Source organism: Paenibacillus solani (assembly GCF_001277345.1).
Taxonomy (GTDB): domain Bacteria; phylum Bacillota; class Bacilli; order Paenibacillales; family Paenibacillaceae; genus Paenibacillus_AQ; species Paenibacillus_AQ solani.
In genome coordinates, this window is sequence record NZ_LIUT01000001.1 from 749,694 (window position 1) to 765,440 (window position 15,747).

Annotated in this window: 14 protein-coding genes; all 14 read left to right on the plus strand. The window is 47.9% G+C overall.

Annotated features, from left to right (window positions below):
* Position 1: 1 nt before the first annotated feature.
* The 14 genes from AM231_RS03290 to AM231_RS03355 all read left to right on the plus strand — a co-directional run bounded on the left by AM231_RS03290 (position 2) and on the right by AM231_RS03355 (position 15,626).
* The gene (locus AM231_RS03290; protein ID WP_054401326.1) at positions 2 to 1,147 is read left to right on the plus strand and encodes a cysteine desulfurase family protein; all 1,146 of its coding nucleotides are present in this window, start codon (positions 2 to 4) and stop codon (positions 1,145 to 1,147) included.
* Between the two features lie 143 nt (positions 1,148 to 1,290).
* The gene (locus tag AM231_RS03295) at positions 1,291 to 1,812 is read left to right on the plus strand and encodes a PRC-barrel domain-containing protein (protein WP_053489263.1); all 522 of its coding nucleotides are present in this window, start codon (positions 1,291 to 1,293) and stop codon (positions 1,810 to 1,812) included.
* Between the two features lie 11 nt (positions 1,813 to 1,823).
* Positions 1,824 to 2,033 carry a hypothetical protein gene (locus AM231_RS03300; RefSeq protein ID WP_053489262.1) on the plus strand — a complete coding sequence of 70 codons (210 nt, stop codon included), beginning with the start codon at positions 1,824 to 1,826 and terminating at the stop codon, positions 2,031 to 2,033.
* Between the two features lie 504 nt (positions 2,034 to 2,537).
* A complete protein-coding gene (gene ltrA, locus AM231_RS03305) occupies positions 2,538 to 3,929 on the plus strand; it encodes a group II intron reverse transcriptase/maturase (protein ID WP_207383526.1) in 1,392 nt (463 codons plus the stop codon).
* Positions 3,930 to 4,093: 164 nt separating this feature from the next.
* Entirely contained in the window at positions 4,094 to 5,161 is a 1,068-nt protein-coding gene (locus AM231_RS03310; protein WP_054401327.1) for an AI-2E family transporter, read from the plus strand.
* 424 nt (positions 5,162 to 5,585) lie between these two features.
* Positions 5,586 to 8,213, plus strand: a complete 2,628-nt coding sequence (alaS, locus tag AM231_RS03315; RefSeq protein WP_054401328.1) for an alanine--tRNA ligase — start codon at positions 5,586 to 5,588, stop codon at positions 8,211 to 8,213.
* A gap of 201 nt (positions 8,214 to 8,414) precedes the next feature.
* The gene (locus tag AM231_RS03320; protein ID WP_006208869.1) at positions 8,415 to 8,675 is read left to right on the plus strand and encodes an IreB family regulatory phosphoprotein; all 261 of its coding nucleotides are present in this window, start codon (positions 8,415 to 8,417) and stop codon (positions 8,673 to 8,675) included.
* A 12-nt stretch (positions 8,676 to 8,687) separates the two neighbouring features.
* Positions 8,688 to 9,101, plus strand: a complete 414-nt coding sequence (gene ruvX, locus AM231_RS03325) for a Holliday junction resolvase RuvX (protein ID WP_053489259.1) — start codon at positions 8,688 to 8,690, stop codon at positions 9,099 to 9,101.
* A gap of 17 nt (positions 9,102 to 9,118) precedes the next feature.
* Positions 9,119 to 9,421, plus strand: a complete 303-nt coding sequence (locus AM231_RS03330; protein WP_053489258.1) for a DUF1292 domain-containing protein — start codon at positions 9,119 to 9,121, stop codon at positions 9,419 to 9,421.
* Positions 9,421 to 9,732, plus strand: a complete 312-nt coding sequence (locus AM231_RS03335) for a DUF1292 domain-containing protein (RefSeq protein WP_207383594.1) — start codon at positions 9,421 to 9,423, stop codon at positions 9,730 to 9,732. Before AM231_RS03330 ends, AM231_RS03335 begins: the two co-directional genes overlap by 1 nt.
* A 94-nt stretch (positions 9,733 to 9,826) precedes the next feature.
* Positions 9,827 to 10,870, plus strand: coding sequence for an endolytic transglycosylase MltG (gene mltG / locus AM231_RS03340; RefSeq protein ID WP_054401329.1), 1,044 nt, complete (start codon positions 9,827 to 9,829; stop codon positions 10,868 to 10,870).
* 81 nt (positions 10,871 to 10,951) lie between these two features.
* Positions 10,952 to 11,884: a peptidase U32 family protein gene (locus AM231_RS03345; RefSeq protein WP_054401330.1), complete on the plus strand. Its 933-nt coding sequence runs from the start codon at positions 10,952 to 10,954 to the stop codon at positions 11,882 to 11,884.
* Between the two features lie 12 nt (positions 11,885 to 11,896).
* Complete coding sequence (locus AM231_RS03350) at positions 11,897 to 13,243, plus strand: peptidase U32 family protein (RefSeq protein ID WP_054401331.1); 1,347 nt, start codon at positions 11,897 to 11,899, stop codon at positions 13,241 to 13,243.
* Positions 13,244 to 13,454: 211 nt separating this feature from the next.
* Positions 13,455 to 15,626: a methyl-accepting chemotaxis protein gene (locus AM231_RS03355; protein WP_054401332.1), complete on the plus strand. Its 2,172-nt coding sequence runs from the start codon at positions 13,455 to 13,457 to the stop codon at positions 15,624 to 15,626.
* Positions 15,627 to 15,747 lie beyond the last annotated feature (121 nt).

Genomic DNA, 15,747 nt, shown 5'->3' on the forward strand with positions numbered 1-15,747 from the left:
CATGAGCACAGTGTATTTGGACCATGCCGCCTCAACACCGGTACATCCGGAGGTTGCAAAGCGGATGATGAATGTGATGACAAGCCAATATGGCAATGCTTCCAGCGTACATGCTTTTGGACGGGAAGCGAAGAAGATCGTGAATGGGGCGCGTGATCGAATGGCGTCCCTTTTAGGATGCGAATCGGACGAGCTGGTATTTACCGCCGGCGGCACCGAAAGCGATAATTTGGCGATTCTGGGATTGTTGGAGTCGCTGGGCACGGAAGGCAAGCATGTGATTACTTCAGCGATTGAGCATCATGCCGTTCTGCATACTTGCCACGAGCTTGAACGGCGGGGCTGCAAGGTGACGTACGTCCCGGTGGATCATACAGGCCAAGTCTCCGTGAATGACATTGAGAATGCGATTCAGGATAACACGGTGCTTGTGACCATCATGTATGGCAATAATGAAGTTGGAACTGTTCAGCCTGTTGCTGACATTGGAGAGCTTTGCCGCAGCCGCGGGATCGTGTTTCACACGGATGCTGTTCAAGCATTGGGTTCGGAGACGATCCAGTGCCGCGATCTCCCTGTAGACATGTGGAGCTTCTCTTCCCATAAGATAAATGGGCCACAAGGCGTTGGCGCTTTAGTTGTACGCCGAGGAATTAGTCTGTCTCCGCGGATGATTGGCGGGCTTCAGGAAAAGAAACGACGAGCCGGTACAGAAAATATGGCGGGCATCGTTGGTTTTTCTGCAGCAGTAGAATGGACCTTGCAAAATATGGAGGCACGCATCCAGCATTATCGTGAGCTGAGATCGACGCTGCTTCAAGGGCTCCGTCAAGAGATTGGCGAAGAATCATTTGTGTTTAATGGAAATTCGGAGCATTACCTACCTCACATCCTTAATATCAGCTTTCCTGGTGCCAATACGGAAACGTTGCTAATGAACCTCGATATGGAAGGAATTGCCGCGGCAAGCGGCTCGGCTTGTACATCGGGATCTCTGGAAATCTCCCATGTTCTCCAGGCCATGAAACTTTCTAATCCTGTTTTGCGCTCTGCGATTCGTTTTAGTTTCGGTTTGGGTAATACTACTCAAGAAATGGAGTACACTGCCCAAAAAATTGCAACCATCCTTAATCGGTTACGTAAATAGATGTTAGGGATTTCTCCTTCTGCGGAATAGGGGGTATGCGTTCATCCATTTCATCCTTGCAAATGATCCGTCAGGCTTAACAGTAGTTTTGTGACCTGCGGTTGATTTCAAACCATGGAGGATGAGGAGGTGTCCACTGCAACATGAAACTTCAAGAAATGATCGGACTAGCTGTATTCGACGTGGAGAACGGTAAGGAAATTGGCAAAATCCACGATTTTATACTAGATGAGAATTGGTTGATTACCGGATTGGAATTGGACGGTAAGTCTTTGTTTTCCTCATATGTGAAAAGCGTCTCATGGGAAGATATCGCTGCGTATGGAGAAGATGCCGTGATGATTCGGAGCCAAGAGGCTGTCCGTAAGATGGACGCCAATGATATTCCGCTTACTTATCTTTTGGGCAAGCGCAAACTGAAAGAGATGCAAGTCCTGACAGAGGACGGTATTCTGCTCGGACGTATATCAGATGTTTATTTTGAGCAGGAACAGGGCAATACAATACTAGGACTAGAAATATCCGATGGATTTGTCTCGGATTTGATTGAAGGCCGCAAATGGCTGCCTTGCACAGCGGAAATGGCTATCGGCGAGAATGCGGTAATGGTACCGTCGATGAGCGAACATCGTCTGGAAAAAGCCATTAATTCTGTGAACGGATAGGGTGAGGTAGGATGAAATGTCCAAATTGTAGTTCCAAAGATATTGGGAAAATCGGCTCGCACCAGTTCTATTGCTGGGGTTGCTTTATCGAATTGACCATAAACGGAGAGAAAATGTCGGTCTACCAGGTAGAAGAGGACGGCACGCTCAGCTCGCTGGACGATTTGTTCTCCCCTGAAGAAATGCAGCCTGATTTTCCTCAAATGCACGCGTCTTCTTAATAAACGCGTACATATTGCAAGATAAAGGCCTCCTTTTGAACAGCCGTACGGCTGTTCAGAAGGAGGTCTTTTTCATGTGCGCCCGGCATGGGCGATAACTTGGCGGTGAAAGTCCGCTACAGGCTTGGCAGTAGGAACTGTTAGCCAAAGGCAAGGGTGTCGGCCGTGAGGCCGAATCTGAAGGAAGCCGGAGGCAAACCCTCGGTCTGACGAACAGAAATCACATAGAAGGCATGGTGGGACGGACGAGCTTGCATGACAAAGCAAAGTCCAATACTGCCCGAATCCCATGATGTAAATGTGGCAGATAGATGAGGGGAAGGTTATCGCTCTTACCCGGGGAGATCTCACAGACGTTGAGTAGGAAAAAAAAATCATCCGAAAGACGGAGTAAAGCTCGCTGTGAGAAGTCAGCAGAAGCCATACTACCGGGAAGTTTTTTTTTCTCGGGAAGGGCTGAACAATCGTAAGTCTTGAGTACATACAAGAAGGAGAGCCGGTGCAATGAAAGCAGAATACCGAAAGGGCTGCCTGCAAAGGGATAGTGTGGAACACGAAGAGTATGCAGGAGCGCAGAGCATCGACACTCGGGAGAGTAGAGAAAGGGACGGTGCAATCGACTTGCTGGAAAGGATACTGAGCAGGGACAACCTGAACAAGGCCTACAAGCAGGTCAAGCGCAATCACGGAGCACCGGGAATCGACGGAATGACGGTCGAGGCGGCATTACCGTGGCTGCGGGAAAACAGAGACGAACTCTTGCAAAGCATCTGGGAGGGCCGATATAAGCCGAGCCCGGTACGACGCAAGGAAATCTCCAAACCAGATGGAAGCGGAGTAAGAAAGCTGGGCATTCCCACGGTCGTGGATCGCATCATCCAGCAAGCCATCGCCCAGCAGTTGCAACCGCTATTTGAGCCGCTTTTCTCGGATGGAAGCTACGGCTACCGCCCAGGGCGGAGCGCGCAGCAGGCGATCCGAAAAGTGAAAGCTTACACGGAGCAGGGATACGGCCACGCGGTAGAAATTGACCTCTCGAAGTACTTCGACACGCTGAACCATGAGCTGCTGATGAACCTCCTGCGCAAACAAATCGAGGACAAGCGCGTAACCGACCTGATCAAAAAGTACCTGAAAAGCGGAGTCATGGAAAACGGAGTACGCCACGAAACGGAGGAAGGCTCTCCTCAGGGAGGTCCCCTGTCACCACTTTTGGCGAACATTTACCTGAACGAATTCGACCAGGAGATGAGAAGCCGAGGAGTGATCGTCATTCGATATGCAGATGACATCGTGGTACTGGCGAGAAGCAAGCGGGCGGCAACGCGGCTTTTGGAATCCTGCCGGATGTATCTGGAGAACAAGCTGAGGCTCAAGATGAATACGCAGAAGAGCAAGGCTGTCAGCGTTGTGGCACAGAAGCATTTCAAATTCCTCGGGTTTGCCTTGGGAAAGAACAGAAGCGGTGTGTATATCCGCGTACATCGACAATCCCTGGCAAAGGCAAAGAGGAAGCTGAAAGAGCTAACGAGTCGGAGTCAAGGCAGGAATGCAAGGCAGGTAATGGAGAACGTAAAGGTCTACATTCGGGGATGGATCGGTTATTTCTATGTAGCCGACATGAAGCGAATCCTGCAAAGCTGGAATGAATGGCTGCGAAGGCGGATGCGCATGTACATCTGGAAGCAATGGAAGAAGCCGAGAACGAAGGTAGAGAACCTGCAGAAGCTGGGAGTGCCGGAGTGGCAGGCCTACCCATGGGGAAACAGCCGGCTGGGTTACTGGCGATTGCCGGAAGCGCGATACTGCAACGCTCTGTTACAAACGAAAAGCTCGCACAGGCAGGGTATTATGACTTCCCTGCTCAGTACGAGCGTCTACGTCAATTGCACTTAAACGGTTGAACCGCCGTATACCGAACGGTACGTACGGTGGTGTGGAAGGTCGGCTACTCAACTAATGGGTAGCTTCCTATCCGATTATTTTAGGGGGGATTTTGATTATTTCTGGAAGCTTGTACATATACTACAGGGTAGTTTTGAATAAAAGGAGGGGACCTTGTGGAACAGCTGACCGAAAACAAATGGTTTCGATTGTTGGTGTGGTTGTTGCTTGGATTGATCACCCTATACTTTGTTTGGCTGCTGCGTCCACTGTTTCTGGACATCTATCGTTTTATCAAAGCCGTCCTGGCCCCGTTTTTGATTGCTATGATCATATCCTATGTGTTGAATCCGGTTGTATGCATGCTCTCCGAACGCAAAGTTCCCCGGAGTATTGCAGTGCTGCTAATATATGCAGTGTTCCTGACTTCGCTTACCGTACTACTGATAAATATGATACCAATGCTGATCCGGCAGCTGGAGGAGCTCAACGAGCACTTGCCCGAATTAACCATGAATGCCCAAAGCCTGATGACGAATCTGGACAGCAGATTACTGCCCCCGGGTGTGAGGACAGGGGTGAACAGCTGGTTTTATCAAATGGAGTCAAGGCTGGCCGGAGGAATCTCTGACTTCATGGACAATATCGGCAATACCATCAACATCCTGTTTAATGTAATGATTATTCCCTTCCTGATCTTCTACATATTAAAGGACTTTGAGGTCTTTCAGCGAACCGCCGTTTCTTATCTGCCAAGGAGCCGTCGAAAATCGATCGTAACACTGCTGAAAGAGATTGACGCAGCTCTCGGAAATTATGTCCGCGGTCAGTTCTTGGTATGCTTCATAATCGGCGTCCTGGCTTATGTGGGATATATGATCGTTGGTATGCCCTATGCGCTGCTGCTGGCAAGCATCGTGGCCGTGTTTAACATCATCCCGTATTTGGGCCCTTTTCTCGGCGCGGCTCCTGCACTTGTCATGGCATCCACGATTTCCTGGAAAATGGTGCTGCTGGTAGCGGTGGTCAATATGATATGCCAGACGCTGGAAAGCAACATCATCTCACCGCAAGTCGTAGGTAAAAAGCTGCATCTGCATCCGCTTCTCATCATATTTGCGCTGCTTGTTGGGGGGCAGCTGGCAGGGACGGTGGGTTTGATATTAGCGGTCCCCGTCTTCGCTGTATTAAAAGTCCTGCTTCAGCATTTCTTTGCTTATTATGTACGGAGGAAATCCGGCTGAGAATTGCGATAAATGGCTGCCCTTGGTCATACATTGACAGATAGTTTCGCCCTATATATACTTGAAATAATCAATTGTATAGCAGTACAAAACGATGAGAAAATCGAGTAGGCTATGTGTACCTTGCCCAGAGAACAGGTTTCTGACGGAGAAGATCCGTCTGGCTGCGAGAACCTGGAAGCGTCCCAAGCTGAATGCTAATTTTTGAGTGTGACCCAAATTCACCGGATGGCTCCCGTTATCAAGCTGTTACAAGGCGATCGTCATATGTGCCAACCAGTTGCAAGTCAGGAGACTGATGGAACGAAACGGCGATAACCAGGGTGGTACCGCGAGAACATCGTCCCTGAATCATTTCAGGGGCGTTTTTTGTGTTCGGATACAGGATTGTATCCCTACTATTATGACTGAAGGAAGTGTTGAGATGAAAGCAAGTGAAATTCGTTCCAAATGGCTGGATTTTTTTGCTGAGAAAGGGCACAAGATTGAACCAAGTGCATCACTTGTACCGCATAATGATCCGTCCCTGCTCTGGATTAATGCAGGTATGGCTCCGCTCAAGCCTTATTTTGACGGACGCGTGAAGCCGGAGAATCCAAGAATCGCAAACTCGCAGAAATGTATTCGTACCAATGATATTGAGAATGTCGGCAAGACCCGCCGGCATCATACGTTCTTTGAGATGCTCGGTAATTTTTCCATTGGCGACTACTTCAAAGAAGAAGTAATTACTTGGGCTTGGGAGTTCCTGACCGACAAGAAATGGATCGGCTTCGATCCTGAGAAACTGTCTGTTACCGTATATCCGGAGGATGAAGAGGCTTATAAATTGTGGAATGAAAAAATTGGTCTTCCGGCGGAACGCATCATTAAGCTGCAGGATAACTTTTGGGATATCGGCGAAGGCCCTTGCGGACCTTGTACCGAGATCTTCTATGACCGCGGTGAGGGATACGACACAGAGGCTCCGGAATCCGAAATGTTCCCTGGCGGCGAGAATGAACGCTGGCTTGAAGTGTGGAACCTCGTATTCTCCCAGTTCAACCACAATAAGGACGGCAGCTACACACCGCTCCCTAACAAGAACATCGATACGGGTGCAGGTTTGGAGCGTTTTGCTTCCATTCTGCAGAACGTGGCATCCAATTTCGACACCGACCTGTTCCAGCCGATCATTCAGAAGACGGCAGAGCTTGCCGGCGTAAAATACAATGAGAAGACGGAATATGATATCGCCCTCAAAGTCATTGCAGACCATATCCGGACAGTTGCATTCGCAGTAGGTGATGGCGTGCTTCCTTCCAACGAAGGCCGCGGCTATGTCATTCGTCGATTGCTCCGCCGTGCGGTTCGTTACGGAAAAGTGCTCGGTCTGGACAAGCCGTTCATGTATACCTTGACCGAAACAGTAGGCGATATTATGGGAGTCTACTACCCGGAAGTAGTTGAAAAACGCGCATTTATCGAGAAGGTCATTGCAACGGAGGAAGAACAGTTCCACAAAACGCTCTCCGACGGGCTTAACATCTTGGCTGAAGTCAGTGCTGAAGCGAAAAATCAGGGCAAAACGATAATCAGCGGCAGTGACGCGTTCAAATTGTATGATACGTATGGATTCCCGTTTGATTTGACGGAGGATTATGCATCCGAGCATGGACTGACCGTTGACCGCGAAGGCTTTGATGCTGCAATGAAGGAACAGCGTGATCGTGCGCGTGCAGCCCGCCATGAAACGGAAAGCATGAAGGTTCAGGGCGGCGTTCTTTCCGATTATACGGTTAAAAGTGAATTTGTTGGATATAATGACACCGTCAGTGAGGCTAAAGTGCTCGCCATCATCTCCGGCGACAGCTTTGCAGACAGCGTCCGCGAAGGCGAAACCTGCCAGGTCATTCTGGACGTGACCCCGTTCTATGCCGAAAGCGGCGGACAGGTCAGTGACCAGGGAACGCTCGAAGGAGGATCGGTTCGCGCCAGAGTCGAAGGTCTCTTCAAGGCTCCTCATGGACAGCATGTACATTTAGTAACCGTAGAGCTTGGCGAGCTTAAAGTTGGCGATACAGTCAAGGCACAGGTAGATTCGGCGATGCGAAACGATATCGTCAAGAACCATACCGCTACACATCTCTTGCACAAAGCACTGAAGGAAGTGCTCGGCGAACACGTCAATCAGGCGGGCTCCCTTGTTGAACCGCAGCGTCTGCGCTTTGACTTCTCCCATTTTGGCAGCATTACACCAGAGGAGCTTGCTGATATTGAACGCCGCGTGAATGAACAAGTATGGAAGAGTGTCCCGGTGGTCATTGAACGCAAGCCGATCGATGAAGCTAAAGAGATGGGCGCCATGGCGCTGTTCGGAGAGAAATATGGCGATATTGTCCGTGTGGTTCAAGTAGGGGATTATAGCATCGAGCTCTGCGGTGGATGCCATGTAGGCAACACCTCGCAGATCGGGATCTTTAAGTTGCTTGGCGAGAGCGGAATCGGCTCGGGCGTACGCCGGATTGAAGCTGTAACCGGCCGTTATGCTTATGAACATTTAGAGGAGCAGCTGGATCTGCTGAAATCAGCTGCAGGTCTTTTGAAGAGCAATCTTGCTGATGTTCCGAAGCGGATCGAGGGCCTGAATCAACAGGTGAAGGATCTTGCACGCGAGAATGAATCTCTGCAAGGCAAGCTGGGAGCCATTGAAGCAAGCCAGCTGACCGATAAAGTGAAACAAGTGGGCAGTACATCACTGCTTGCAGCCGAAGTACAAGCTGGCAGCATGGACGGACTTCGCGGTATCGCTGACGAACTGAAGGGCAAACTTCCTGAGACTATACTGGTGCTCGGCTCGAAAGCGGGCGACAAGGTGAATTTCGTTGTTGCGGTTCCTCAGGATCTTGTGAAGCAGGGCTATCATGCAGGCAAGCTCGTCAAAGAAGTGGCTTCGATTTGCGGTGGAGGCGGCGGAGGCCGTCCGGATATGGCACAAGCCGGCGGTAAAGAGGCATCCAAGCTTGCGCAGGCACTTCAGCATGCTGAGGATATCGTAGCGCGGGGTGTATAACATTTTTGGGGATGGGGCGCAGTAACGGCAAGCCGCGGCTGTGCTCAATCCTGAATTTTTTGGAACACCCTCTAAATATTTCGCTTTGGATTTCCGTAGAGACTCAGGATTATGTTATGATATAACTAGATCAAGCTGGTAAATATTTATTTCGACGAAGCATGGGAAACATGTTCTTTGAAGAAGCGAGGTGTGTCACACATGGACTCCATGGATAAGACAGTCAAGTTCAATGTAAAAGGTGATGAGAAGGAGGCTTCCGCCCAGGACATTCTACTTTCGGTATATGATTCGCTGGTAGAGAAGGAGTACAATCCGATTAACCAAATCGTAGGGTATCTTTTGTCCGGGGATCCCGCTTATATACCTCGGCACAATAATGCCAGAAGTTTGATCCGGAAGAAAGAGCGAGATGAATTGATTGAAGAACTGGTCCGGTTCTACTTAGCCAGTCATCGTTAGGAGCACACAGGGATGAAGAAGATCATGGGATTGGATTACGGGGACCGCAGAATCGGTGTTGCCGTAAGCGACGTGTTCGGATGGACAGCTCAAGGGCTTGAAGTGATTGAACGTCGTCGTGATGGAGCTGAGCTCGACAGAATTGCATTACTCGTCAAAGAGAACGAGGTTGGCGAGATAGTGGTGGGCTTGCCCAAGAATATGAACGGTACGATTGGTCCTCGGGGCGAAATCTGCATGGAATTCGCAAGTACTTTGCGTGAGTCCCTATCCTTACCCGTTCACCTTTGGGATGAACGGCTATCAACAGTATCCGCTGAGAGGGCATTGCTTGAAGCCGATGTCAGCCGAAAGAAGCGAAAACAGGTTGTAGATAAAATGGCAGCAAGCTTGATTTTACAAAACTACTTGGATTCTAAAAGGTAAAGGTGAGGGTGATTACTATGGCTAATGAGCATATTGGTATGGAAGAAGAACCGGAAATTATTTATATTCCCGATGATGAAGGCAACGAGGAAGAATTTGAAGTCATCATGAAATTCGAGGTGGACAACTCGGATGCCAGATACATGATGGTTGTACCAAGAGAGTCGGCTGACGAAGAGACTGACGAGGTCTACGCTTTCCGTTATGAAGAAGATGGAGACGATCTGAAGCTGTTTATGATTGAAGACGATGAAGAATGGGCCATTGTTGAAGAAACCTTCAATACGCTCGTGGAAGAGCTGGACGGGAGAGACGAATGATGTCTGATTTTTCGGTTGAGAATATCGTATGGACCCAAGTACTTAAGGAAGCATTCGGTGAGAGTGTGGAGCTTGAGGACGATAAAGGCCATATCGAGGTTTATGATATTGCCGCCGAATTTGAAGTGGATGGTCAAGGTTATGCCATTCTCGTTCAACCTGATCGTACCGATGAGGAATACGAGGTTCTCCGTATCGTCAAGGAAGCGGATGGCGGATTGCAACTGGCAACCATTGATGATGATGAGGAATGGGAGAATGTATCCGAGTTATACGATGAGCTGACTTTTCCCGAAGAAGATGAGGATTAAATCATCTGATTTGTGAGCACATGCTTGATTTTCAAATGAAAGTTCAGGAAGGGGCGGAGCTGTCCGCCCCTTTTGGTGTGAAGGGATGAGTAGATTGAAGAAACTGGCAATAGCAGTATTGGTTCTAATCCTTGTTGCGGGCGGGGTTGTGTTCTATGTTTGGAATGGATTACAGCCTGTTCAGAGCGCGGAAACCCCTATCGAATTCACGGTGGAATCCGGCATGAGTACGTCCTCTATCGCCGATCTGCTTGAGGAAAAGGGATTGATTAAGAATGCCCTTATACTTAAAGGTTATTTAAAGGTTACCAATGAAGGCAACCGTCTGATGGCGGGAACCTATGAGGCCGTACCGGGAACTTCCATTCAAGAACTGTTGTCGAAAATGAACAATGGAGACGTGAAACCCGAGGAGATGGTCCATTTTACAATTCCCGAAGGATATACCGTCCTCCAAATGGCTGAAACTATCGCTCGTGAGAGTGGAATAGATGAGAAGGATTTTTTGAAAGCAGTCGACCAGTACAAGGGCTCAGATGTGCCGATTGTCGATGAAATCCCTAAAGGGGCGGAACTTAGGCATCGTCTGGAAGGATACCTGTTCCCTGCAACCTATGATTTGCCGAAGAAGGACCTCACGGCAGAGCGCATTGTAGAAACAATGCTGAAGGAGACGGAGAAACGTTTAGCTGAAATACCGGATTGGCAGAGCCAATTGAAGGCTCGCGGGATGAGTTTGCATGAATTGATGACGATCGCTTCATTGGTTGAGAGGGAAGTGGTTGCAGATCAAGAACGTGCCCTTGTAGCCGGCGTTATTTATAACCGTTTAGAGGAAAATATGCGGCTGGAGATCGATGCGACTGTTCAATATTTGCTGGATAAGCCGAAAGAACGATTGCTTTATTCCGACCTGGAAGTGGAGAGTCCGTATAACACCTATCGTCAGAAGGGGCTGCCACCAGGTCCCATCTCAAGTCCAAGTCTGGCGTCTATTCAGGCTGCTCTGAATCCGGAGAAATCCGATTATTTATTTTATGTAACGAAGAAAGACGGTACGCAAGAGCATTTGTTTGCCAAGACGTATAAAGAGCATTTGAAGAACATCGAGATCAGCAAGAAGATGGCACAACAATAATAATACGAGTTGAGCAAGACTCGACAGCTTCAATTCGGAAGAGTTTTGTTGAACTACCCCTAGGTAGGGAGGATTTTAGATATGAGTATCAAACCAGAATTATTAGCGGCAGCCGGCTCAGTGTCCGATGCTGCGGCTTTTCTCGAAGCAGGAGCCGACGCACTGCTTGTGGGAGAGGACCGGTTCGGCATGAGATTGCCAGGTAATCTGACAGTGGATGACATTGCCCAAATTGTGAATCTTGCCCATGTGCGGGATAGCAAAGTGTACGTTAGCCTAAATAACTTGATGACCAATGATGTATTGCCCGAACTGCCTGCTTATGTGAAAGCATTAGGAGATGTCGGAGTGGACGCGGTCGAGTTTAACGACCCTTCCGTGCTTACTACCGTAAAAGAGCTGGCTCCGCAAATCAAACTTCATTGGAATGCAGAAATGACTGCCACCAACTATTCAACAGCGAATTACTGGGGAAGCAAAGGTGCTTCCCGGGTTATCCTTGCGCGTGAGTTGAATATGGATGAAGTAACGGAAATGAAACCGAAGCTTCAATTGGAAGCACAAGTGCAGGTTCATGGGATGACTAATATTTATCATTCCAAACGCCGCTTGGTGAACAGTTATATGCAGCAGCAAGGCAGACCCTTGACTGAAGGCAACCTTGGCAAGGAACGCGGCCTGTTTCTCATTGAGAATGAACGTCAAGAAGAGAAGTATCCGATCTATGAGGATATTAACGGGACTCATATTATGAGCTCGGAGGATATTTGCATATTAGAGGACTTGCATTTGCTGATGGCAGCAGGCATTGACAGCTTTAAAATCGAGACGCTTTTGAAGCCGCGTCATTACAATGAGCTTGTGATTCGGACTTACCGCCAAGCGATTGATTTATATCATGCTGATGCCTCCGCATATGCATTTCAGGAAGAATGGATGGACGGAATTCGGGCAATTCAGGATCCCGAACGTGAATTGTCGTTTGGATTTTTCTACAAGGAACAAGTTTATTAAGGAGTGGACAGCATGGAAGCAATGGCACAGCCAAAGTACAAAGGCAAACGCTATCGCCTGGACAAGCCGGAATTGCTCGCCCCGGCTGGCAATTTGGAAAAATTAAAATTCGCGGTACACTATGGGGCCGATGCAGTATATATCGGGGGCCAGAAATATGGCCTTCGTTCAAATGCGGACAATTTTAGCTTCGAAGAAATGAAAGAAGGCGTCGAATTCGCCAAGAAGTACGGAGCCAAAGTCTTTGTTGCAACTAACATTTACGCGCATAATGAAGATGTTGAGGGGATCGAATCCTATCTGCGGAGTTTGGAAGAAGCGGGTATTGCGGCGATTATCGCTGCAGATCCCGCTATTATCGAGGTGGCCAAGCGTGCTGCTCCCAAGCTTGAAGTGCATCTGAGCACGCAGCAATCCACACTGAATTGGCAGGCCGTCAAATTCTGGAAGGACGAAGGGCTGCCTCGGGTTGTACTGGGGCGGGAAACGAGTTTGGAAGAGATCGCAACGATTAAAGAGCATGTTGATATTGAGATCGAAGCCTTTATCCATGGTGCGATGTGTTCCTCATTCTCTGGTCGCTGTGTATTGTCCAATCATTTTACGGATCGTGACTCCAATCGGGGCGGATGCTGCCAATCCTGCCGCTGGAAGTATGACTTGTTTGAGGATGGAAGAGAAGAGCAAGGCAATTGGATCTCTGAAGAGCAGCAGTTGATGGAACAGTCCCTGGCGGCTCCATCTCCCTTTAAACCGGGAGTTACACAAATTCCGTTATTCCAGCAGGAAGATAATCAATTTACGATGGGGTCTAAGGATCTCTGTATGCTGGAGCATATTCCCGATCTGATCGAGGTTGGCATCGACAGTTTCAAGATTGAAGGCCGGATGAAATCGATCCATTATGTAGCTACAGTAGTTAATGTGTACAGACAGGCAATTGATTCCTATATGGCAGATCCTGAACATTATGTGCTAAAACCCGAATGGATCGAGGAAATTAACAAAGCTGCCAACCGGCCTCTGAATACCGGCTTTTTCTATGACACACCGGATCATGAGGATCACATCTATGAACCGGAAGAAAAAGCAGTTCCCTATGATTTTGCTGGATTGGTAATGGAATACGATGAGAACTCGGGAATAGCTGTCATTCAGCAGCGGAATCATTTCAAGCCCGGGGATGAAATTGAGTTTTTCGGGCCTGAAGGGACTTTCTTTAAACAGAAAGTTGGTTCCATTCAGGATGAGAATGGCCAAGAGCTGGATGCAGCGCGGCATCCTTTGCAGCTTATTCGCATGAAGGTGGATCAGCCGCTTCGTAACTTTGATATGATGCGGAAACATAAAGGGTCATAATTTCATAGCTCTAAAGAACTACACAATTGAGAATTCAGGTCCGCAGTATGACCTGGATTCTTTTTATTTTGAGGAATTTAGGGTTAACGAATTATTTTTTTTGCGAAAAGCCAAAGGAAAAGCCCTTGTTTTGTCGAAATAAAGAGTAGCGAATACGTTTTGGGAAATTAGTCCGGCGTATAATATTATGATTGTGGTAGGTGAACAGCTAATGTCAGAAGTCGAGCAGCATGATAAGAAGCCGAAAAAGGACAGAAAGCACGGAGGAAACAAGGAGAAAAAGATTCCTTCGGCATCAACAGGGATACATAATGCTAAATCGTTTGTTTCTAACATGGGTACGGCTATTAGCCGAATGCCCGTAAATCCTGCAAAGTCTGTCGGAATCCGTCTGTTTTTGATCTTTTTATCCACTATCGTATTTTTTGTGATCGTATTGGGTTATCTTTCTTATGATAAAGCGAAGAGCACCATTGAGAAAAATGCTGCCAATGGCAACCAGCAGACGATTATCCAGACCTCTGAGAAAATCGATATTATCCTGGAAAAGTATGAAAGTGCCAGCAGGCAGGTTTTCTATGATATCGAGCTGCAAAAGTTATTGAATCAGTACACGAGTAAAGGCTTAAGCGATTATGATTCGTTTACGATTGAACGCAGTATTCGGGACAAACTCTCCAATCAAATTACATCCGATTCGTCCATTAGAGCCATCTACTTGATCCCTTCTAAGGGAGAGAAGATTTTATCTGCTGGACAAGCATCGGAATCCTCGAGGACTTTCCTTGAGCAAAGCTGGTACGCAGAATTGAAGGATGGCGACAAGAAAGTGATGTGGCTGCCAACCGTTCAGAACAACGGTGCTCCATTCTTCTCGATTGCCCGGACTTTAGGATCTCTCAATGATATGACTTCAAAGTATACGGTTGTATTCGAACTTAACGCTTCCGTATTAGATTCGCATTTGCAAGGAATCAACCTGGGTGAGAATGGCCAATTGCAATTGATCAGTCCGGAAGGAACCGTAGTTTCTTCAAGCGATTCCTCCATTGTGGGTTCAGAATCCGGATGGACCTTCGTTAAGGATTTCCCGGCAGAGACCAAAACGGATGACGTAAGAACGAAGGATGAGCAGGGAAGATATGTTCTGGCCGTTTATAATACGCAAAGCACAAACGACTGGAAACTTGTAGGCTCCGTTCCGACTAGTGAGCTTACAAAGGATGCGACGAGTATTCTGACCATTACGCTCATCGTGGCTATCGTCGATGTGATTATTGCTATTCTGATTGGTATTTGGATGGTTAGAATGATTGCCCGTCCGTTAGGTAAACTGAACCTGCTGATGAAGGAAGGCGCAAAGGGCAACTTGAATGTTCGCACAAACCATAAGAGTCAAGACGAAATCGGTCAGCTGTCCGCAAGCTTTAACGATATGATGGAACAGATTACAGGCCTCGTTCAGCAGACGAGTAATACGGCACAAGAGGTGCTCAAAACGGCTGCAGAATTAAGTGACGCCTCGAAGAAGACGGCGATTTCTGCGAAGGAAATCGCGATCGCTACCGAGGAAATTGCGAACGGAGCCAGCAGCCTGGCAGTTGAAGCCGAGCGAGGCAGCGATCTGACCAACAATATTTCGAAACAGATGCAAATGGTTGTTACAGCTAACGAAGAAATGGGCAAAGCTGCCCGTCACGTTGAAAGCTCTAGTGAGCTTGGTACTAAACATTTGAGTGACTTGTTGGACAAGACGCATCAGACCGAGGATATGACTCGATCCATGATGCACAAGGTGGATGGCTTGAAGGAAACAACCTCATCGGTTGTCAAAGTATTGGATGTGATGCAGAACATTACGAAGCAAACCAATATCTTGTCATTGAATGCAACGATTGAAGCAGCTCGTGCAGGAGCAGCAGGTAAAGGGTTCATGGTCGTTGCAGATGAAATCCGTCAATTGGCGGATCAAACCAGACAATCCATCGATATGGTGAGCCAGATTACAGACCGAATTATGACCGAAATGAACGAGACCGTTCAGGTATTATTGGATGCCAATCCTCTGTTTAAAGGTCAGATGGATGCCGTGAAGGAAACGAATGATATCTTTGTCTCTGTTCAACAGCAGATGGTGGAATATATCGAACGGTTGGATTCGGTAACGAATTCCATTGGCGAATTGAATGAATCTCAAACGGTGCTTTCGGAAGCGATGAGTAATGTGAGTGCAGTGGCCGAAGAATCCTCGGCAACTTCTGAAGAAGTGGCATCGCTCTCGACTGAGCAGCAAAGCGTTAGCAGCCAGCTGGTGAATCTGTCGACACAGCTGGAGAATGTATCAAACGAGCTTAAAGAGACTTTATCCCGCTTTACATTGTAGAATCCAAAGCTGCTCCATCCGTTAACCAAGACGGATGGGGCAGCTTTTTTATATGCCGCTCGGAGAGTATGAATGGATTGATTCATCCTGCAAATGGAAATAATAATGAATCAAAGAAGAA

Excerpts from the sequence above, each read along its gene's own strand:
- AM231_RS03300 (WP_053489262.1), top strand. The coding sequence starts at position 1,824 with ATGAAATGTCCAAATTGTAGTTCCAAAGATATTGGGAAAATCGGCTCG.
- AM231_RS03290 (WP_054401326.1), top strand. The coding sequence starts at position 2 with ATGAGCACAGTGTATTTGGACCATGCCGCCTCAACACCGGTACATCCG.
- AM231_RS03330 (WP_053489258.1), top strand. The coding sequence starts at position 9,119 with ATGGCTAATGAGCATATTGGTATGGAAGAAGAACCGGAAATTATTTAT.
- AM231_RS03345 (WP_054401330.1), top strand. The coding sequence starts at position 10,952 with ATGAGTATCAAACCAGAATTATTAGCGGCAGCCGGCTCAGTGTCCGAT.
- alaS (WP_054401328.1), top strand. The coding sequence starts at position 5,586 with ATGAAAGCAAGTGAAATTCGTTCCAAATGGCTGGATTTTTTTGCTGAG.
- AM231_RS03350 (WP_054401331.1), top strand. The coding sequence starts at position 11,897 with ATGGAAGCAATGGCACAGCCAAAGTACAAAGGCAAACGCTATCGCCTG.
- AM231_RS03320 (WP_006208869.1), top strand. The coding sequence starts at position 8,415 with ATGGACTCCATGGATAAGACAGTCAAGTTCAATGTAAAAGGTGATGAG.
- ruvX (WP_053489259.1), top strand. The coding sequence starts at position 8,688 with ATGAAGAAGATCATGGGATTGGATTACGGGGACCGCAGAATCGGTGTT.
- AM231_RS03335 (WP_207383594.1), top strand. The coding sequence starts at position 9,421 with ATGTCTGATTTTTCGGTTGAGAATATCGTATGGACCCAAGTACTTAAG.
- AM231_RS03355 (WP_054401332.1), top strand. The coding sequence starts at position 13,455 with ATGTCAGAAGTCGAGCAGCATGATAAGAAGCCGAAAAAGGACAGAAAG.
- AM231_RS03295 (WP_053489263.1), top strand. The coding sequence starts at position 1,291 with ATGAAACTTCAAGAAATGATCGGACTAGCTGTATTCGACGTGGAGAAC.
- ltrA (WP_207383526.1), top strand. The coding sequence starts at position 2,538 with ATGAAAGCAGAATACCGAAAGGGCTGCCTGCAAAGGGATAGTGTGGAA.